Below are 19,708 nucleotides of genomic sequence, written 5' to 3'. Positions count from 1 at the left end.
CAATACCAAATACTTAACGCGCACTCATCCGATCAATTATCCGAGCAGGAAGATGTAGGGCTAGAGAAGCCTGTTCAAATGTGCTTTGTCCCGCCGTTACGAATGTATCATCCAAACCTGCATATTCATCTGTAATGAGGCGATGTAGAAGATGGCCCGAACCGAGAAGTTTGATCAGTGTGCTGGAGCTAGCAAAGATTGCGTGGCCGCCTCCATCGACCTGGGAAGTATCAAGGACCTGTATGTTTTTGTTTTGCAACAATGCAATGTCGACACCACTACCTATACGCGCATCACCTCCAGACAACCGCCTGGATATATCGAGTGCCCGATCACGACGTGATACGATAATAGTAAACGGTTGTGGAAGTTTCCGAATGTCTGACAGCTGACTACGAAATAGGTCCGGATCAAGATCGGGAGCGGCAAGAAGCACCCCTCTTATACGTTTTTGTACATCGGTCCGTTTGCCGATTGATAACGTGCGCAGAGCCTCCATCACCACAATAGCTCCCATAGAGTGCCCGACGATGATTATCCCGGAGGCTTTTGTTTGTGATGCCAGTTCAAGAGTTTCTGCTAATGCGTTTCGCGCGATGAACGCGCTGTCCCGATCAAAAAGATATCGCTTGAAGTTGCCTGCAGAAGCCCAAGAAAAATGGAGGGGAAGTGATCCAATGTCATAATCATGGACAATCTGCGCGTTGCGGAAAATTCCTTCAGCGAAATTGTTGTTGTAGCCGTGAACAAAGATGAACAATTCTCTTTGTGAGCTAGGACGGAGAGATAATCGGTCGTTAATTTTGCCAATCATCGCCTGGCCGTCTGCAAGCTTGGAATAATTCACCGCAGAAAAATGCCTTCTTGGATCGGGGCTAGATGATGAGGTCTCGACATTTCCTTTTCGATGTTTCTGTGGGATGGCGACATCAATAGTCGAAAAATTCACATCTTCAGATCGACTACGTGAGTAAATGATAGCTGTATCGTCAGAACGACTACGCGCGGTGGCTATCAACAGCGGTACGATCTCTGTCGAATTGGCATAACCTGAGGTAGTTGTTCCCAAACCGGTAACCGCCCGGGGACCCGAACATCCCGTCAGAATTTGCAAACCGAGCATAAACGCGAATGTTAGCCTCATTCACTTCCTTTACATACGTACTTGCCCAGGATGCGTTTAAATTCGATGTTGCTCCACATGATCCATTGTCATCGACCAAAACTCCCAGACGGGGACCTTTGCCGTTAGCGACGCTCTCGTAACAACCGTATATTCGTTATCCTCCCACCGCGTGCACGCACAGTAACATCATAAGTGCGTGCAAAACGACTTCCCCGATAGAGAAAATGGCTTCCTCTGCAATCTAAGGCACGAACATTACGGAAGCCACGCGTTCTTAATAACCGCGTCCCCTCACTACAACGAATCCTTTGACCGTTATTACTCGCACACCTACTAGAGCCAACTGTTGCTGACTAAACGCAGGGACGTATGCAAGCACCAATCCGGATAAAACTAAAGCCGCAAACGTGAAAATAACGGCAACGGAGCGTAACATCGTCAATTCCCACGACAACTGACGTCTTGAACTGGCATTTGAATCAAAAAGCGTCATCGAACGCTGAAACAAACGAAACTATTCCTTCAAGTCGTGCCAAAATCAAACTTCGATGGCTACTCTAAGACCAGCAGCTGATCTAACCTAGCGGCAGGGCGCCTCAAATACACGACCTTGCCGGTCACGATACCTGCAATACTGAACGCCGTTTCGTGTTTGTGCGACCCCAATCAAAGTACCGGCTGCCGCGCCAATCGCCGCGCCAGTTAAGGCGCCCCGCGTATTGCCGCCGATAGCAGCACCCGCAAGTCCACCTATTGCTGCTCCACCCACACCGTAACCCGCCGTCCTTTGTTCAGCCGACGTGCAACCTGCTACGGCAATTGCAACAACTGAAACAGTCAAGGCACTATAGATCAACGTTCTCATAGAATGTTCCTTCCCGATTTTTTTATTGCTCACTTGCATTCAAATCGCAGAGATTGCCACCAGCACGTATCGGCATGTAGCACATCGATCACTTGTCCATTTATTACAAGTCAGATGGATGTAGGAAATTCAACCTATAATAATTGCAAAATATAAAAATAAGCAACAACAAATTGGTCTGCATCGAAGGCTTCGGATTTATGAGCGTGCTGGGCAACAAAGTGTCTCCAAAAAGAAATTCCAGTGATTAGCAACAACGCGGATAGTTGTTTATTCAAGCCACATCTGTGCCACCAAAGTTTCAACAGATAGATTATTTCGCCAACAATTTATCGTCATTGTGCGGACGAACGACCAAAATGCTGTGCGGTCGAAACTTTTAGAAGCGGCCCTGAGGAAGAGTGAACAATTGGATCTACCTCCCTCTTCGGCAATTCATTCGCTGTCAACATCAACCATCCGGTCGGCATTCGTAAAATAATTTGCAAGTTGATGAGTGATATAAGTGTGGTGCGCCCTTCCCACAGATCCGAAAGTAATCGCTGGATGGTAAGTTCGGTCTCGGTGTACCGCGCTCAAGTTGCTTCGTTGCACATCAGGATCAGCTGGTACCTGTAGATAATGCTAGCAATTGTCAGGAGCAGCTTTTTGACCACCAGACTGCTAGGATCCCAGGTTCCCAATAACTGTGTCGAGAGCATTGGGAGCATGATCATACCCCCAGTACGGAAAATCAACGCGACTGCAATCAACAATACTCGTAAAACGAACCGGGCACCCACCAATATAACGACAATTTGAACAGAACATATTGATAGGTGGAGTAGGAAAATTGATTCTGCAGTGGTCACCCTATGTGTGAAAACGCAAGAAGCCTACCTTGGATTTTCGATTGGCTCGGTTCACTGGTTGGCAAGAAATCTCGATCCCACCCTAATATGATTTCGGTTGCCACCCATACGTTTAGCATGTATTTTATTGGTATGCTTGATCATTCGTCCCAACCATCGTCATTGCCAGATATTCCAATGGATGCGCTGAGCGAAGTCCTAAGAGACTTTCGCTTGAATGGCGTCAATTATGGCCGCTGCGAGCTTAGACATCCCTGGAGCATCGCCTTTCCACAACAGCCGCTACTGCGTTTTCACTTCGTTAGCCAAGGCCCATGTTGGATTCATACCCCAACAGACGGATGGCAGGATTTGCATGATGGCGATCTGGTATTGCTGCCACAAGGCGTCGCACATCGGCTAGCCAGTGCACCGGATATCGTGGGGGACTCGCTTGTCGAGTGCCAGATAACCAGATTGGAGAGCAAGGTCTGTGAAGTGGTGCGGGAAGGTTCGGGTGCGACCAGCACCCTTTTTTGCGGCTCCATGGCTTTAGGCGCTTGCGCGCTCAATCCGTTGATTTCTTTAATGCCACCCATAATTAAGGGCTGCGATGTTGCAGGCAACGACCCAATCGTTGGTCCTTTGCTTGCAGCGATGACTGAGGAAACCGCAAAACCACAGATGGGTAGTGCCACCATCTTGTCACGTATGGCGGATCTGCTGACAGCCCGGCTCATAAGGTGCTGGGTCAATTGTACCGGAGCTTCAACTACAGGTTGGCTGGCCGCTATCCGCGACCCACATATCGGCCGTGTTCTAGCTGCAATGCACCGAGACCCCGGACATAACTGGACTCTGGAAAGCCTTGCAAGTCTGGCGGGCCAGTCGCGTTCGGTTTTCGCTGATCGCTTCAGTATGATATTGGGCGAAGGAGCGGCCCGCTATCTCGCACGGCTTCGTATGCAGCTCGCCCGGGAATTGTTGGGGCAAAACGGCATGTCGGTTGCCGAAGTTGCAACACGTTTGGGCTATGAATCCGAGGCATCCTTCTCTCGAGCGTTTAAACGTATCACAAACGTCTCGCCGGGCGTGGTGCGCCGCACGATTTCCGGACGAACGGACATGCAATTCGGATTATAGGATGCATATCATCCGATAATATTCGTTTATGAAGTTCTCCACACTCTGGAGATACTTCAATGACAGACACTACACTTCAACTCAATGATGCGGTAACAGACCTTAGTGCTGTAGCGCCAACAGCATGGAGCGCTGCAACCTGGTTCGCGGTCCTTTCAATGGCTGCCACCAGTTTTGCATTGGTATCGGCTGAGTTTCTGCCGGCAGGTCTGCTGACCCCGATGGCACGCGATCTGGGCATCAGCGAAGGCACTGCTGGACAGGTCGTGACCGCCACTGCTTCCGTCGGCGCGGTAACTGCGATGTTAAGTAATGTTCTCATCGGGCGGTTAAACCGCAAGGCCGTGCTGGTTAGTCTCAGTGCGCTCGCCATCGGATCCAATATTCTTGCAGCACTTGCCACCGAATTCTGGCTGCTACTGTTGGGCCGTGCTGGACTGGGCATCGCTCTTAGTGCATTTTGGGCACTTTCAGTTGCTGTGGTAGCGAGGCTCGTTGGCACCAACGCAACGGGCCGAGGCATGGCTATTGTTACACTTGGTGTCTCGCTTGCCACAATCGCCGCACCGTCGATGGGTGCGTTGATCAGCGATTGGCTGGGCTGGCGGAGTGCCATGGCCATGACCGCCGGGCTGGCCGCGCTTGCGATGCTGCTTCAATGGATAAGCCTGCCGACCTTGCCCGCAAGCACAAGCAACAGCCTTACTGATGTCATTCGGTTGACACGACGACGCGGCATTCAACTAGGCATGCTTGCTATTCTTTTGCTCATGACGGGGCATTTTGCCGGCTCTGTCTATGTGCGCCCTTTTCTCGAACAGGTAACACTCCTTACGACAGGCCCAATCGCTCTGGCCTTGCTCGGTTTCGGCATCGCCGCAGTGATTGGCAACATGGCCGGGGGCCGCATGGCCGATACCAATATCCGTACAGCCCTCGTAACCACAGCGGCATTAATGGCATTGGCCACGCTTGCTTTGGTGCTGTGGGGCGCGCACATCGGTGTTGCCTTTGGCTTTGCCACATTATGGGGTTTTGCATTCGGTATGGCACCGGTGGTGCTACCGACCAATCTATCCCGGGCAGCTCCTGACGCGCTCGAGGCAGCAGGGAGTCTAATGGTTACCTCTTTCCAGATTGCCATCACTATCGGCGCGGTTGTCGGTGGTTACGTCGTGGACACTTTTGGTGCCACGGCACCCTTAACACTTACCGCTATTCTTGCGGCAGCAACAGCGATACTGGCGCTGCTACAACCTCGCAACTAGGTCGTTATGAGGTAAGCTGGGAGCCAGGCTTAGAAGATGCGGCAGCAACCTGTCGCATCTTCTGGATGCAGCCACTACTGTCGTCCCTGTTCTCGCAGATCATAGTGTTTAAAAATGGAGCGATCTGCAACCGTGAGCTTGTGAGTTCAATGCAGGATCGATATTTGAGAACTCAATCACTCCAAGAGCAACAAACAGATAACTCAGACCCGCCTACGGTTAATGAAGTAGAGCCTGTGATTAATGCCCCAATAATTTTCGATTATTTGTGATTAGCAAGCCCTCCAAAAACGTCCGAAACGCTTTGACAGCGCGCTTTGAAGTCATTTCAGGAACGCTCGAATTAGCAATCCATTGGGCCGCACTGCTGCTTGCAGCATTGATAAGCCGCGCTGCTGCCTCGGTATCAATTTCGACAATGATGCCGTCTGCAAGCAATCCATCAAGGCTTTGAGCCATGGCTTTAATGCAGCCGCTGGCGTTTGGCCATCCTGAGGGGTCGCCAAATACCGCCGGACCGTCGCGAAACATAATGCGCTGGATCTCAGGTTCAAGCGCCATTTCAATATAGGCCGCATTCTCATCAACGAAGCCCTGCCACGGATCGGAGGCGTTTTTAGAAATCGCACGTAATCTTGTCGCCATCTCCAAATCAATTTCGTTGACTACAGCTTGCAGCAGGCCTTTCTTGTCGCCAAAGTGATGATAAAGAGCACCCCGTGTTAGCCCAGCAGATGCCGTGAGGTCATCCATCGATGCTTCTGCATATCCAACTGCACCAAAGGCCTTGCGGCCCGCAGCGACGAGCTTCGCCTTTGTTTCGACAATCATTTCGCTCCGCGGTTTGCGCATAGTCGCTCCCTTATTCTCATACGCCACGTATATTAGTTGACATACGCGGCGTATCAACTATGTAATTAACATACATACCGTATGCAAGTTATATGTATCACCAATTAGAGGCTGCACTGATGTCTAATCCATACAGGGAAATTTTCAGAGCTCCAGGCGCTGTGCGCTTTTCAACCGCAGCATTCTTCGCGCGCATGCCTTTTGCGATGGCACCAGTTGGTATTGTCGCCATGCTGGCCCAGACCCATGGGGAATATTGGCTCGCGGGAGCGGTTTCTGCCACGTTTGCGCTAACCAATGCATTTGCGGCACCGCAAATATCGCGACTCGTCGACCGTTTTGGTCAAAGTGGAGTCGTAATACCCACTACTGTCATTTCGGTAATAGCTTTTGTCTTTCTAATAGCTGCTACAAATCAGAGTTGGCCCAATTGGACGCTATTTGCTTCTGCATTCTTTGCAGGTTCAATGCCTAGTATCCCCGCGATGGTTCGGGCTAGATGGACAGAAATTTTCCGCAACCGCCCAGAACTAAATACCGCATTTGCGTTCGAATCAGCTGCGGATGAACTTGTTTACATTTCAGGAGCTTCGCTTTCTGTTGCATTGGCCGTGTCACTGTTTCCCGAAGCGGGAATGCTTATAAGCACAGCTTTTCTTGCGGTTGGAACTACTGCCTTCATTCTCCAGCGATCAAGTGAACCACCAGTTCGGTCAATTGATCCAACTATCACGCAGCGTTCGGCGCTCTGGTCGCGTCCGGTTCAGATTATCACGCTCGCGCTCATATTTGTCGGTTCCACATTTGCAACAGCCGAAGTCAGTGCCGTGGCAATCACCACAGAACTTGGTCAACCCAAAGCAGCCAGTATTGTTATCGGTGTCTATGCCATCGGTTCATTCATCGTCGGAATAACGCTGGGAGCTCTTGCGCTTCGCATGCCTCTGCATCGCCAGCTGATGATTGCCGTGAGCATTCTGGCGCTGACCGCCCTGCCGCTACCCTTTGCGGGAACATCGACATTGGCTCTCGCAACGGCTGTGTTCATCAGCGGCATTGCCATTTCTCCTACATTCATCACAGCCTTCGGGTTGATCGAGCGTCGGGTGCCTGAAACAATGCTAACCGAAGGAATAACCTGGGTTATGACCGGCATAGGCATCGGAATGGCGTTTGGCGCTTTCGTTTCGGGGTTGGTTGTCGACCATTTTGGAGCAGCAAATGGGTTTTGGGTTTCAGTGGTGGCGAGTTTCATGGCAGCTGTAATCGTCGCGCTTGGCCAAGTCAGCCTCTCGGGAGAGACACAAAGCGAGGAATACTGCGCTTCTTGTGCAATTGAGCCGGGCGAATAAGAATTCGCGCCCATGCCTCACTTGGTTACAAGAGAAAACGCGTACCACTGTGTATATAAAGTCAGGCGCAGCGGTGCGCTTGGCTCCCATTGTTGATGCATCATGGCCGGTCGCCAATATAGCCAATACCAGGATATTGATTACACAGTTTCTCTTCCCTCACGGGCTTCTAGAATACGGTCAATAATACCCCATTCCAACGCTTCTTCTGCAGTTAAAAATCGGTCGCGGTCCATTCCACGCTCAAACTCTTCATAGGAGCGACCACAATGCTCCGCGTATAGACGTGTCATGCGTTGTTTGATCTTCAGAGTCTCCTCGGCATGTATGAGAATGTCGGACACCTGCCCCTGAAAGCCGCCAGAAGGTTGATGGATGAGTATACTGGCATTGGGCAACGCGGCTCTTTCATTCGGCTCACCCGCCATCAGCAGAAACGATCCCATCGAACGGGCGGTCCCCATGCAAAGCGTATGAACAGGTGAACGGATAAAACGCATGGTATCATAAATTGCCAAGCCACTTGTGACGACGCCGCCCGGCGAATTAATGTAGAGATTGATGGGTTTCTTCGGGTTCTCGGCCTCGAGAAAAAGTAGCTGTGCGCAGACCAAAGCCGAAACTGTGTCGTTGACCTCGCCGTTAAGGAAGATAATTCTCTCGCGAAGAAGGCGAGAGTAAATGTCAAAAGACCTCTCCCAACGACTGGATTGCTCAATGACAGTAGGGACAAGCTGCATCGCTTCGCGCATTGGCGAACTCCTAAACTTTCTGAATTAAAGTGAGGTCGTACCGCGTCAAGCCGCGAGCATGAGAGGCGAACCGTTGTTGTTCGCCGCCTGTTTCTTCGTTCGATAAAGTCGTTTGTCAGTCAATTCATGAACAATCCGCAGATGTGTGCCGCCCGACGTATTCGGGATGATTGTAAATGTTACTATGCTTTCAAGAAAAGGTGGGGCGTCATCACGCATTCTATACCGAACTTCTTCACCAGGCTTGATAACGGCCGACTCGGTGTCGATCAAAGCGTCTTTCGGAAACCAACTTTCCCAAATTTCCGGAATGCTGATCGCACGCCAGACCTTTTCGGGCAATGCGTCTAAATCAAATTCCAAGTCGATACAGGCAGTCTGCTGCTTGGCCTTCTCATCGTTCATTGGTCCATATCCTTCAGCAAAGCCTTAAGAGTTTCAATCCGTTGAGGCCAGAAGGCATGATACTTAGCTAACCATTGTGCGATGAAGGCCAGTCCCTCAGGATCCACCTCGTAGTTCACAAAGCGGCCTTGTCGTTCTTCCTTCACAAGTTTGGCACCCCGCAGAACCGCGAGATGCTGAGACATCGCAGGCTGACTGATCTCCATGCCCTGGCGTAAGGCGCTGGCGTTCAGGCTCCCTCTAGCCAGTTTCTCGAAAATTGCGCGGCGATTGGGATCTGCCAGCGCTCGGAATACTTCATTCTCAATCATGCAATCACATAAGCCGTTACTTATGCGATTCGCAAGCAGTTGTGAAAGTTATTTCAGGCGCGCCTGCCAAGTTCGACACGTGCTAAATGTCGACTTATCAGTTCTTCAGTAAGATCGTACCCTCTAAAACTTAACTTCCAGCGTTGCCCTCAAACCGTGTTCGACTGATTTTGCTGCGGCATATCCTTGATAAGAAAGTGCCAAATTTGCATTCTTTGTGATTGATATATCGAGGCCAGCCGCGATAAGTGCTGCATCCCCCATGATCGGCACATCGGCAACAATAAAGGCATCGCCTTGAGAAAAGGCTGGCTGGCGAGTGGTTCAGTATTGCCAAAAGCATGGCGCCAGCCCAAGGACCCACGTGCGGTGGCATCAAACTGCCCAAGCATGAAACTTGATATAAGCAATATTGGCGAAGGTTCCCTCAACCCCACCTAAAGCAGACAAGATCGTGTAGCTTCTTCCGGGAAGATAAGAGTCTGAAACCTTTGTAACAGCGACGGTGCCACCTAAAAGAGTTGCCTGCCCGGGTGCATCAATCCTGTCACTTTAATCTGATGCGTCGATCTAAACGCTGTAAATTGGGCCCCCGGCGAAGCTGATATTGCCCGCAACACTCAATGTGCCTATCGAGTTTCCCGGCAAAACAATTGCCCCAGCATTTACAATAATGCCACCCACAGTGCCAATACCGCCCAGCATGCCACCCTTGTTCAATGTAACAATGCTCCCCAGCCTGGCCGAGCCATGTGCGTCGTCACCGACAACCGACTTGCCTTCACTAACCGTAGTTGGACCTGAATAAGTATTCAAACCGTTCAGCGTCAGTGTGCCCTCCCCGGTTTTGGTGAAAAAGCCTGCGTCGCTTGGTCTGCCCCCTGAAAAGTGATCTTTTTTGAAGTATGCCATATGAGCCGAAGAAGGACATTGAAATGGCAGAGATTAGAACTGTATAAGCAATCGGTCCAGTGAATCGATTACCCAGTGGAACACACAAGGCGGAAGAGATCGTCACGAAGCTTCGTCAGGTTGACGTGCTGAATGCGCAGGGAAAATCGACAGTTGAGGCGATCGGATCGGTAGGCGTAACGTAAATCACATATTACCGCTGGCGCGCAGAATACGGTGGACTGAAGGACAACCGCTTAAAGTCTTCTACACATTCTGTATTGAATACTAAGGGTTGATTAATTCCGTTGCGAACGCTTCGTCAATGGACTCTGATATAGGTTATCGAGGATCAGTGACGCGAGGTTGGTGCGCTCGATGTCCCTCAAGGCGTGTTCGCCAGATAACGCGGCATGCGAAAGCTTCTTTGGCAGGCTGAAAACAGAACTCTTTTACCCGCGTGATTGGAGATCAACCACTGCTCTGCCCCCTTAACACTGGCCTGTTTATAATGAGAGTTTTCCGCACTATTTTCCCGGCTGTCCAATCTTGGGGCTCAGCGCATTAATACAACAGACTCTACCGAAAGTAGAAGTAAACTCAGGGTGTTGGGTCAATAAGAAATAGGGCACCGTTACCTTAACGTGAGTGTAAACATGTCCGGCGATAACGGCGTATGAGTGAACAGAAAGCGCAGTGCCGAAACCGTGCTGTTGATCGTGGCGGTCCCCATGCCGTTTTTATGCTGATGTAACAGATAGTGCCGAACCTCTTCCGCAGTCGCTGTGTCCGAAGGGCGCCCGAGAAAAGCAGCGCAGCGCCGAACATGTCGAACGTTCTCATGTTGCATATGGGATCTCAATTCGCGCATCAGCATGTCTTGCTGCATGCGCTGGCGAAGTGGTATGATCGGGGGTGACGCTCGAAGGCTAAAATAATACACCTTATCAAGGAAAAGTGCCCCTCCCGCGTAACGGGTTTGTGCATTGCGCGCAAAGCAGACATTGGTTGCTTGGCCCGCAAACTGGTGGCAATAGGACCGGTTGCCTTTGCTACAACCGCACCCAGTGCCCGAAGTTACAAAGAAGCAATGATGCACCTCTTCGACAGCACGCGATACTTCCTTTCGGTTGAGACACCCCAGGAGCGATCCTAGTCCTGAAAAGCAAGGCCATCGCTGAAATCGTCGCTGAAGTTGCGCCCGGCTTCACGGGCGATATTGGCCACAAGCGTGATCAGGCGCGTTGCCGCGCTCTCCAGATAGATAGCGCTATAGCTCGTCGCCGGGAAAGCAGCATTGGTATTCAGCACCTGCAGCTCGCCAGTCCGCAGCTCTTTCTGGATCACCACCGGCGGAATGACGGAAATCCCGACCCCTGCCGAAATCATGTTGATCGTTGTGGTGAGCGAGTTGGAATAGTGAACGGTCGCGTCTTTCAGGCGCTCTTCCGTGAAATAATTGATGATCTGCTGATAATTGTAGGAACCGCTCTCATAGGAAATGAGATTGCAGCCAAGCAGATCATCCCGTGACAGCACGTCTTCAGCCCCGCCCGGAAACTGATTGCTGCGCGATATCCAGAACATGCCGAAAGTGCATATGTCGACGATACGCAAGTTGGGTGTCGGCTCAGGTCTTATGGCGAAAACGATATCGAGCTCTCGCTGCTCCAGCTTCTGCACGATCCCTTTTGATGACGAGGTCGTAATCGAGATACGGATCTGCGGGTAGCGTTGCCGGACAATATCGAGAATGCCCGGCAATATTGTCATGGCAAGGCTTGGAACGATGCCGATCTTCAGCGTTCCTTCAAGCCCATTTTGCGGGCTCAGGCTTTCCACCAGATCATGATAACGGCGCACCACATCGCGCGCGCCCTCGACAAAAGCTTCGCCTTCCGCCGTCAGGTTGACATCGCGGGCATCACGGTCGAAGAGCCGGAAACCGAGCTCCTGCTCCATCGCGCCGATACGATTGGATATTGCTGCCGGCGTCATGTTGAGGCGAGCCGCCGTCGCCCGGAAATTACGCAGTTCCGACAACCAGATCACCGTTTCCAGAAAACGGATATTCATGGACGGATATGTCCCTTCCCATTTCAATTACCCGCACGCCTGCGTTTCTTGAAGTCCCTTATTGCGCTTCGGGCAACCAGATTCATCCTTTCCTTCTAAGGCACTTGCGGGATGAAAATAAGCAAATAGTCATGTTCCATCCCACAAATGATCGGCGCCGGTCGAAACCGGCCCATATCGGATCAGCTTCCCGCGTGGGCGAGAATTTTATTGGTGGCACCGGACACGTCACCGAGCTTGAGACCGGTCTTCACCGAAGCCTCCCGCACCTTGCCCTTGTCCTGTATGTCGAGCGCGCGCGAGGCGACCTTGTTCACTTCGTCACGCGGCAGGACCAGAACCCCGCTCTCATCGGCCAGAATGGCATCACCGGGATTGACGACGACACCGCCGCAGGAAACCGGAATGTTGATGCCGCCGCCCAGATCATAGAGCCGGGTGGTGATGGGCGAGATGCCCCTTGCCCACATCGGAAAATCGGAATCCTCGATTTCCGTCAGGTCCGTGCAGGGACCATCCACGATGCCGGCAACTGCACCCGAGGCCTTTGCTGCGATGGTCACACCGCCGCCCCAGCACGCATAGCGGTCGTCACCCATCCGGTCCACCACCAGAATATCGCCGGGACGGAGCATTCCGGTTACGTGGTGAAGCAGGGTAGAATCCGGACCTGGTATGGCGATGGTAACGGCGGTGCCAACCACACGGCGCTTCGGGAGGAGCGGCTGGATGGAACGGTGCATGAAGCCGAAGAAACGCCAGTGGCCGACAGTGGCCGTTTCGACCCCCGACAGGAGCTGGAGGTCACCCGCAGCAACCTGCTCCGGCATGGGATTGATCGTATACATATAACGCCTCCTATGCGCAGGCTTGCAGTTGCTTGCCGATGCGGCGATGGCTGACCATGGGGATAAGCGAACGCACACGCTCGATCTGTGCACGCTCGACGCGTGCCGTCACGAAGCCGACGCCGTCGGACGCCCGCGCCACGACATGGCCCCACGGATCGCAGACCAGCGAGTGACCATAGGTATGACGCCGTTCGCCGTTCGAAACCGTGCTGCCGGTCTGGCCGCAGGCGGCAAAATAGGTCTGGGTTTCGATAGCACGGGCACGCGCTAGTACCTCCCAATGATCCTTGCCCGTTTGCAGTGTGAATGCGGCGGGAAGAACGACGACATCGGCACCGGCCTTTTCCAGCTCCAGATAAAGCTCGGCAAAGCGAATGTCGTAGCAGATCGCGCAGCCGATCTTGAACCCGTCGAGGTCATAGACGACGACATTCTCGCCCGGCTTGACGGTTGCGGATTCCTTATAGGCCGTCCCGTCCGGTCCGACGATGTCGAACATATGGATCTTGCGATAATGCGCGATCTCCTTGCCTTCGCGATTAAAGACAAAGGTGGAATTGTAGATGCGCTTTTCGTTTGGAACCTTTTCCATCAGGGTTCCGGCATGGACGAAGACCTTATGCTCGCGGGCAAAATCCTGCGCCATCTTGTAGGCAGGACCGTCGGGAACGCTCTCTGCCGCCGCAAGCTTTTCTTCCGGAGTACCACCGTAATATTCGAAATATTCGGGCAGCACGATCAAGTCCGGAGAATCCGTGCGCACGGCATCTTCCATCAATCCCCGCGTAATGCGCAGGTTTTCTGCCTTGTCGGTCTGCGGGCTCGTTTGGATCAGGCTAATCTTCATTTTTTCCTCCAGCGAATGAATGGGTATTCAGTTCAGGTAATCGTCAGGCAACGAGGGCTTCGCTTTTCAGCATGTTCACAGTCGAGACCATGCCCTGGCGAAGCGTCATGTTCTGGGTGGCGACGACCAGCATCGCGGCACCCTCTTCCTGTGCGAAGCGCCGCTCGGCTTCGGTCCAGGCGGGCATGATCCATGGCTTCCCGGCAGCGCGTGCAGCGGCTGCACAGCGGCGCAGATCGGCCTTGTCGTCATCATTGAAAGCGTAGGCTCCCCGTCCGCGCGCAAGCGCCAGATCCGAGGGGCCGGGAAACAAACCATCGACCGTATCGAGCGCAATGATCTTCTCGACGTCGGCTAGACTTTCCGCCGTCTCGACCATGGCGAAGCATTTGGTGCGCTTATTCTCTTTTTCGAAGGCATCGGTCGCCGGGCGGGCATAGCCGAAAATACGGCCCCCGGTATAAGAGCGCGTGCCAACCAGCGGATATTTCGCAGCTTTTGTCACCTGATGCGCATGTTCCACGCCGAGGATATGCGGAACGATGACGCCGTCCGATCCGAAGTCCAGCGCCTGCTGGATCGCCTCTGGCGTCGGTGCCAGCACCTTAGTCAGGGTGGAGAGACCCTGCGCCTTGGTGAAAGCCAGAAACTGGTCCAGCGTCGACAGATCGAATGTTCCGTGTTCGAGTTCGAGAACGAAGGATGAGAAGCCGCAGGTCCGGGCAATTTCCAGATAGCTGAAATGCGGTTGCGACATCCAGAGGGCGATATTTTCCATGCTTGCAGTCACTTTCAGTTGGGAGGTTATTTGCCGATTGCGCGTGACAATCCGAGTGTGCGTTCGATGACGAAGATGATGAGCAGCGTCGCCGTAATCAGCACCACCGAAATGGCTGCTGTCATCGGGTCGGTGCGGCTTTCGACATAGTTGAAGATTTCCACCGGCAGCGTCGTCATGCGCGGCCCGGTGATGAAGAGCGAGATCACCACCTCGTCGAATGACAGGAGGAAGGACAAAGCTGCACTTGCAACCAGACCCGGCATCATCAACGGCAGGGTGATGCGACGAAACACGGTGAATGGCGATGCGCCCAGCATTGTGGCGGCCTCTTCGACCGATGGCGGCAGGGTCGAGAACGCCGTTATCATGATGCGGATGACGTAAGGGGTCGTCACGATCAGATGGGCGATCACAAGGCCCGTAAATGTGCCAAGCAGTTCCAGCCGCACGAAGACCAGCAGAATGGCAAGGCCAAGCACGATGGACGGCAGAAGCAGCGGCGCGGTGAAGAGGTTCAGCACAGCTTCGCGTCCACGGAACTGATATCGGCGGATCGCATAGGCCGCCGGGATACCTGCCAGAAGCGACAGGACGGTGACGACCGATGCAATGCCGAGGCTAATCCAGAACGCCTGAATGAGCGTTTCATGGTGCAGCATTTCCGCATACCACCGCACGCCCCAGCTCTGCGGCGGGAAAGTGAGATAGTTATCGTTGCTGAACGATAGCGGCACGACCACCAGAATGGGGGCCAGCAGAAACAGATACAGCAGGCCGACCAGAAGGCGGAATGGCAATGAAGTTGAACCAACCATCTCGTTTCTCCTTTGCCAATCAGTCGATGCGACGTGCGATGCGGGAATAGACCATCAAGGCGAGACCGAAGATGATCAGGACAATGACGGAGGTTGCGGCGGCGCGCGGCCATTCAAGCTGGATCACAGCCTGATCGTAGATTTCCGTCGCCAGCAGGAACACGCGCCCGCCACCCAGCAATTTCGGCGTGATGAAGGAGCTGATCGCCAGCACGAAGCAAAGCAGGCAGCCAAGTGCGATACCCGGCAAGGTGAGCGGCAGGATGATCCGGCGAAACCGCGTGAAGGCATTGGCACCGAGTGATGCCGCAGCCTCCTCAAGCGAGGCGTTCAGACGCCCGAAACCGGCAATCAGCGACAGCGCCATATAGGGGATCAGGATTTCGACCATGCCGATGAATACGCCGAGCGTATTGTTGACGAGCCTGATGGGGGAGGAAATGATGCCAAGGTTCATTAAAGCTCCGTTGACGAGCCCCTGATCGCCGAGAAGTACCATCCAGCCATAGGTACGCACCACACTGCTGACGAGTAGCGGCGAGACCGTCACCACGAAAAGGAAGTTGCGCCAGACCGGCGAAACACGGTGCAGGAAAAGCGCAATCGGATAGGCGCAGATGAGCGTTGCCAGTGTGATCACCGCGCTCAGCCAGAGCGAGTTGAACACTAGCCCCCAATTGAAACTGTCGGTGAAGAACTTGATGTAGTTTTCGAACGTGTAGCGGTCTGTCAGGACACCGCCGCTTTCGCTCTGCAGGAAAGATATTTGAGCCAGATGCGCAACCGGAGCGATGAATGCGATGAAGTTGATCAGCGCCATCGGCAGAAGAAGCGCAATGGCGACGAGGCCGTAGCGTCTGCTTTTCGATGACTTTGCCGGAATAATTTCGGTTGATGTGATCGCCGTCATGACATCAGCTCCCGAAAACCAGCATGTCTTCCGGTTTCCATTCGCATAGCAGCCGGTCGCCGGTATGGAATGCGTGTCCCGCACTGGCTGTCGGCACTTCCACTTTCAGGCACGCGCCCTCGATCTCAATGTCGTATTGAACGATGTCGCCGATGTAGGTTGTGCGTTCCACCACCCCATGTGCGCTGTTGGTTACAACACTGACAAGATTGCGATCACGGTTGGGCGTCAGGTTGATGCGGTGCGGTCGAATGGCGATTTGCCCGGTCCCGCGTGACTTTCTATGCGTGTTGCAGCGATAGGTGGCGCTGCCCAGACGGCAGACATTTTCGTCGACGACCTCGCAATTGTGGACATTGGCGCGCCCGACGAATTTCGCCACAAACAGGGAGGACGGCTTTTCATAGATTTCTTCCGGCGAACCGAGCTGTGCCAGCTTGCCATTATCCATCACACCCACGACATCGCACATGGTGAGCGCTTCGACCTGGTCATGAGTGACGAAAACCGTCGTGATATCGAGGCGCTTCTGAATCTCGCGGATTTCGATCCTCATGTCGTCACGCAGCTTCGCATCCAAATTGGACAGAGGCTCGTCGAGAAGAAGAATACGAGGACGGATGACCAGAGCGCGCGCCAGTGCCACACGCTGTTGCTGGCCACCGGACATTTCTTTCGGCTTGCGCGAGTCGTAGCCCGGAAGCCGCACCATCTCAAGCGCCTCTTCGACGCGCTGTTTTGCCTCGGCCTTGCCGATCTTACGCATATCGAGGCCGAAAGCGACATTTTCGGCCACGGTCATATGCGGGAACAGAGCGTAGTTCTGGAAAACCAGACCGATGTCGCGCTGATGCGGTGGGCTGTGCGAAATATCGTTGCCATCGATCAGGATGTTGCCGTCCGAGATCGATGCTAGACCGGCAATCATGCGCAATGTCGTCGTCTTGCCGCAGCCCGACGGGCCGAGGAGTCCGAGCAGTTTTCCGCGCGGCAGATCGAGATGAAGATCGTCCACGGCTCGGTAGTTGTTACCGTAAAGCTTGGTGAGGGCTTTCAACTGTAGAAATGAGCTTTCTGCTACCATATCGAAACCTGTGAGGGGTCGTTCCGCCCGGACAAGGCGGGGCGAGAGTGTTAATTTCAGGGTGAGGTAGGGTTTTAACGACCAGCCGGAATGATCTGACGACGCCAGGGATTGAGCAGCTTGTCGCGCATATCGCCGATTGTCATCCAATTGACCGGAATGAGCTTTTCGCGTTGAGCTGTATCCATGTAGGGAATGCGCTTTTTCGTTTCGTCGTGCACGTCCGCTTTCGTGTTCGACGGCGCATAGAACATGATCTCGGCGAAGCGGGCCTGTGCCTCGGGGCTTATTGCATAATCGATGAATGTCTTGGTTGCATCCATATTCTTGCCATTGGCAATCGCACTGATGACATTCACCTGCGCGGCCGTACCTTCCTTCGGTCCAACGGATTGAAGCTTTCCGCCGGTCTGGTCGAAGTAAAACTGGGCGCGAGCATTATAGCCGATCGATAACGTGGCGGTGCCGTTTGCAACCAGCGTATAGGCATCGGGTTTCGGTTCCCATGTCTGCACGGCAGGTGCAAGTTCCACCAGCTTGTCGACGCCCGGTTCCACGGTCTTCGTATAATCATCTTCACCGGCGAGACGGTTCGCGATGATCGTAAGCAGGATGGCTTGAATATCGCCGCCGCCCTGTGCCGGGATGATGACCTTACCGCTTTGCTGCTTGTCCCAGAGCGCTTCCCAGCTATCCGGTGGACTTTCCGCTAATGCATCGTGATTATAAAGAAGCGAAAGCGTGTCATATGTGATCGGAATTGCGCCGCCAGCGAGTTCCTTACCAAGATCGGCAATATCCGCATAATTTTTGAGAGACGCCGGATCGAGTTTCTCGACCAGCCCTTCCTCATCGGCAATCTTGGCGACCGAAAGGTCATAGATTACCGCATCCGTTTGAGGTGAAGATTTCTGGGCGCGCATATTGCCGAGCGATGTCGCTGCATTCTGCACCCCGTAATAAGTGACCTTGATGTCGGGATGTTCCTTCTGGAACGGTTCGATGACGGCGTTGACGTAATTGTCCTGGAATGCGCCGCGATAACCCATCACGGTGATTTCCGCAGCGTTGGCCGCAAAAACTTTCATTGCCGAAACACTGAACGCTAGGCTTGCCAGAAAAGCCAATTTTCTGTTGGTCGAACGTGCCATCAGTCACTCCCCTTTTGTTTGAGGACAAGGTGAAGAATGGTGGCCGGTGCGTCCAACGACTTATTCTGTCCGCCTGTTCGATTTTTGTTTATTAAACCGTTTTCGATCTTTCTCAACCAAGGACAACCACGCCGATTTCATCCCCTTCAACGCTCCTGAAATGATCAACTACCGGCGTTGCCACGTGGAGATTGCGATCGGCGTCGGCCCGACCCGCGGCATGCCCCCCAAAAATTGGAAAACGTGCCGACCATGCATTCCTCGAACTGCCATGTGGCAATTGATATGCGATCAAGGGATTTGGTTGAACATATTCTTCAAGCAGTCATCAAGTGTGACGTAACGCTGTGCTTGCACACATTTGTCGAAGAAACTGGGCGGATTGGGGCTAGAGCTAAGCTCCCGATGGGAGATCAACCCGCTCACAAGTGTCTAACGCCATTTCGCGACGCGTCCTGTATTATATTTCCTTCCATGAATTAGACACGTTGGTCGAGAACTGCGATCGTCACGTTTCCGAGGCTGAATACTGCTGCACCAAGGTGCTTCCAACCGTAAGAGACGCTTGCAGCTAGCCTGTCGTCGAGATTGCCAGCCAGAGTTTCGCGTATCTCGCTCCCGACCGGATCGCGTCAGTCGTTCCTATATCGAGTAACCCCGTGTCTTTATTGGAACGCGGGGCGATACAATGTGAGACAGTGGCCACGCACATAAATGCGACCAGTCCGGAGCTATTATCTGACTACGAGTTACATACAGATTCCGGTTGAATGCACATAAATATGCGCATATAACTATCGACCAAAGGAGCATGTCCTATGCCACAACTGGAATCTACCCGGACATCCAAGCGCGCAACCAATCTTTCAATCGATAGTGAGCTTCTTTCTGAAGCGCGCCGACATAAGATAAATATTTCGCGTGCAGCCGAGAGTGGAATTGCGCAGGCGCTAGCTGCTGCCAAGTCAGCACTTTGGAAAGAAGATAATCGTCCAGCGATGCAAAGTTCTAATGCTTACGTCGAAGCAAATGGCTTACCTCTTGAACGTTATCGCCAATTCTAATGGCGAGATATGACGTTTACTCCAATCCGAGTGGCGGCTATGCGCTCGACGTACAGGCTGATCTACTGGATGAGCTGAAAACACGTATTGTCATCCCGCTCATTATTAAAGCGCTGGCCCCCATCCCGGCGAAGCGGCTCAATCCGAGCTTCGAGATTGAAGGAGAGGAGCATGTGTTGGCTACACAGTTTATGTCGGCAATTCCGGTGTCCGTATTAGAGCGTGGGGCGATTATTTTGAATCGTTAAAGAGGGTGATATTTGTTGGCATTTCGCGCTTTTTAGATTGATGATTCATTGGGTCAGGAGGAAAGGCTATGTTCCAGCAAGCTTAT

At 53.0% G+C, this 19,708-nt stretch carries 22 protein-coding genes; 6 read left to right on the top strand and 16 right to left on the bottom strand.

The genetic code is table 11. The features are described from left to right. Positions 1-13 precede the first annotated feature (13 nt). The gene (locus tag OIV19_RS19170) at positions 14-1,144 is read right to left on the bottom strand and encodes an alpha/beta fold hydrolase (protein ID WP_264232934.1); all 1,131 of its coding nucleotides are present in this window, start codon (positions 1,142-1,144) and stop codon (positions 14-16) included. 562 nt (positions 1,145-1,706) lie between these two features. Then, complete coding sequence (locus OIV19_RS19165; protein ID WP_264232933.1) at positions 1,707-1,991, bottom strand: YMGG-like glycine zipper-containing protein; 285 nt, start codon at positions 1,989-1,991, stop codon at positions 1,707-1,709. A gap of 983 nt (positions 1,992-2,974) precedes the next feature. Here OIV19_RS19165 and OIV19_RS19160 point away from each other — a divergent pair. Together OIV19_RS19160 and OIV19_RS19155 are read left to right on the top strand one after the other, a co-directional pair. Next, positions 2,975-3,964, top strand: a complete 990-nt coding sequence (locus OIV19_RS19160; RefSeq protein WP_264233003.1) for a cupin domain-containing protein — start codon at positions 2,975-2,977, stop codon at positions 3,962-3,964. Between the two features lie 59 nt (positions 3,965-4,023). Next, entirely contained in the window at positions 4,024-5,232 is a 1,209-nt protein-coding gene (locus OIV19_RS19155) for an MFS transporter (RefSeq protein ID WP_264232931.1), read from the top strand. A gap of 240 nt (positions 5,233-5,472) precedes the next feature. On the opposite strand, the gene OIV19_RS19150 is transcribed toward OIV19_RS19155, so the two are convergent. Next, positions 5,473-6,084 carry a TetR/AcrR family transcriptional regulator gene (locus OIV19_RS19150; RefSeq protein WP_264233001.1) on the bottom strand — a complete coding sequence of 204 codons (612 nt, stop codon included), beginning with the start codon at positions 6,082-6,084 and terminating at the stop codon, positions 5,473-5,475. Positions 6,085-6,203: 119 nt separating this feature from the next. Here OIV19_RS19150 and OIV19_RS19145 point away from each other — a divergent pair, with 119 nt between their 5' ends. Continuing rightward, positions 6,204-7,436: an MFS transporter gene (locus OIV19_RS19145; protein WP_264232929.1), complete on the top strand. Its 1,233-nt coding sequence runs from the start codon at positions 6,204-6,206 to the stop codon at positions 7,434-7,436. A gap of 140 nt (positions 7,437-7,576) precedes the next feature. Here the strand turns inward: OIV19_RS19145 and OIV19_RS19140 are convergent, their stop codons facing one another. The 4 genes from OIV19_RS19140 to OIV19_RS19125 all read right to left on the bottom strand — a co-directional run bounded on the left by OIV19_RS19140 (position 7,577) and on the right by OIV19_RS19125 (position 9,816). After that, the gene (locus tag OIV19_RS19140; protein ID WP_264232927.1) at positions 7,577-8,188 is read right to left on the bottom strand and encodes an ATP-dependent Clp protease proteolytic subunit; all 612 of its coding nucleotides are present in this window, start codon (positions 8,186-8,188) and stop codon (positions 7,577-7,579) included. A gap of 45 nt (positions 8,189-8,233) precedes the next feature. Further along, positions 8,234-8,593, bottom strand: coding sequence for an SRPBCC family protein (locus tag OIV19_RS19135; protein WP_264232925.1), 360 nt, complete (start codon positions 8,591-8,593; stop codon positions 8,234-8,236). After that, complete coding sequence (locus OIV19_RS19130; protein WP_264232922.1) at positions 8,590-8,904, bottom strand: ArsR/SmtB family transcription factor; 315 nt, start codon at positions 8,902-8,904, stop codon at positions 8,590-8,592. Before OIV19_RS19130 ends, OIV19_RS19135 begins: the two co-directional genes overlap by 4 nt. Before the next feature lie 570 nt (positions 8,905-9,474). Further along, positions 9,475-9,816 (bottom strand): autotransporter-associated beta strand repeat-containing protein, encoded by a 342-nt coding sequence (locus OIV19_RS19125; RefSeq protein ID WP_264232919.1) that lies wholly within the window; start codon positions 9,814-9,816, stop codon positions 9,475-9,477. A 59-nt stretch (positions 9,817-9,875) separates the two neighbouring features. Between OIV19_RS19125 and OIV19_RS19120 the strand changes: the two genes are divergently transcribed. Beyond that, entirely contained in the window at positions 9,876-10,001 is a 126-nt protein-coding gene (locus tag OIV19_RS19120; protein ID WP_264233009.1) for a hypothetical protein, read from the top strand. 428 nt (positions 10,002-10,429) lie between these two features. On the opposite strand, the gene OIV19_RS19115 is transcribed toward OIV19_RS19120, so the two are convergent. The 9 genes from OIV19_RS19115 to OIV19_RS19075 form a co-directional block, all read right to left on the bottom strand. Then, entirely contained in the window at positions 10,430-10,684 is a 255-nt protein-coding gene (locus OIV19_RS19115) for a phage integrase N-terminal SAM-like domain-containing protein (RefSeq protein ID WP_264232917.1), read from the bottom strand. Positions 10,685-10,947: 263 nt separating this feature from the next. Next, positions 10,948-11,871: a LysR family transcriptional regulator gene (locus tag OIV19_RS19110; protein ID WP_264232915.1), complete on the bottom strand. Its 924-nt coding sequence runs from the start codon at positions 11,869-11,871 to the stop codon at positions 10,948-10,950. A gap of 182 nt (positions 11,872-12,053) precedes the next feature. After that, positions 12,054-12,719 carry an RraA family protein gene (locus tag OIV19_RS19105; RefSeq protein WP_264233000.1) on the bottom strand — a complete coding sequence of 222 codons (666 nt, stop codon included), beginning with the start codon at positions 12,717-12,719 and terminating at the stop codon, positions 12,054-12,056. 10 nt (positions 12,720-12,729) lie between these two features. After that, positions 12,730-13,569 carry a carbon-nitrogen hydrolase family protein gene (locus OIV19_RS19100; RefSeq protein ID WP_264232913.1) on the bottom strand — a complete coding sequence of 280 codons (840 nt, stop codon included), beginning with the start codon at positions 13,567-13,569 and terminating at the stop codon, positions 12,730-12,732. Positions 13,570-13,612: 43 nt separating this feature from the next. Continuing rightward, positions 13,613-14,347, bottom strand: coding sequence for an aldolase/citrate lyase family protein (locus OIV19_RS19095; RefSeq protein WP_125302779.1), 735 nt, complete (start codon positions 14,345-14,347; stop codon positions 13,613-13,615). A gap of 26 nt (positions 14,348-14,373) precedes the next feature. Continuing rightward, positions 14,374-15,165: an ABC transporter permease gene (locus OIV19_RS19090; RefSeq protein ID WP_264232911.1), complete on the bottom strand. Its 792-nt coding sequence runs from the start codon at positions 15,163-15,165 to the stop codon at positions 14,374-14,376. A 19-nt stretch (positions 15,166-15,184) separates the two neighbouring features. Continuing rightward, complete coding sequence (locus OIV19_RS19085; protein ID WP_264232910.1) at positions 15,185-16,075, bottom strand: ABC transporter permease; 891 nt, start codon at positions 16,073-16,075, stop codon at positions 15,185-15,187. A 4-nt stretch (positions 16,076-16,079) separates the two neighbouring features. Beyond that, on the bottom strand, positions 16,080-17,159 hold the full coding sequence (locus OIV19_RS19080; RefSeq protein ID WP_264232908.1) for an ABC transporter ATP-binding protein: 1,080 nt from the start codon (positions 17,157-17,159) through the stop codon (positions 16,080-16,082). 74 nt (positions 17,160-17,233) lie between these two features. Next, complete coding sequence (locus tag OIV19_RS19075) at positions 17,234-18,310, bottom strand: extracellular solute-binding protein (protein ID WP_264232905.1); 1,077 nt, start codon at positions 18,308-18,310, stop codon at positions 17,234-17,236. Between the two features lie 818 nt (positions 18,311-19,128). Here OIV19_RS19075 and OIV19_RS19070 point away from each other — a divergent pair. Together OIV19_RS19070 and OIV19_RS19065 are read left to right on the top strand one after the other, a co-directional pair. Continuing rightward, positions 19,129-19,374, top strand: a complete 246-nt coding sequence (locus OIV19_RS19070) for a type II toxin-antitoxin system CcdA family antitoxin (protein WP_264232903.1) — start codon at positions 19,129-19,131, stop codon at positions 19,372-19,374. After that, complete coding sequence (locus OIV19_RS19065) at positions 19,374-19,622, top strand: CcdB family protein (protein WP_264232901.1); 249 nt, start codon at positions 19,374-19,376, stop codon at positions 19,620-19,622. Before OIV19_RS19070 ends, OIV19_RS19065 begins: the two co-directional genes overlap by 1 nt. Positions 19,623-19,708 lie beyond the last annotated feature (86 nt).

It is taken from the genome of Brucella sp. HL-2 (assembly GCF_025846885.2).
GTDB classification, from domain to species: domain Bacteria; phylum Pseudomonadota; class Alphaproteobacteria; order Rhizobiales; family Rhizobiaceae; genus Brucella; species Brucella quorumnocens.
The sequence above is the reverse complement of the archived record's forward strand: the minus strand, read 5'-3'. Positions and strand labels throughout refer to the sequence as shown.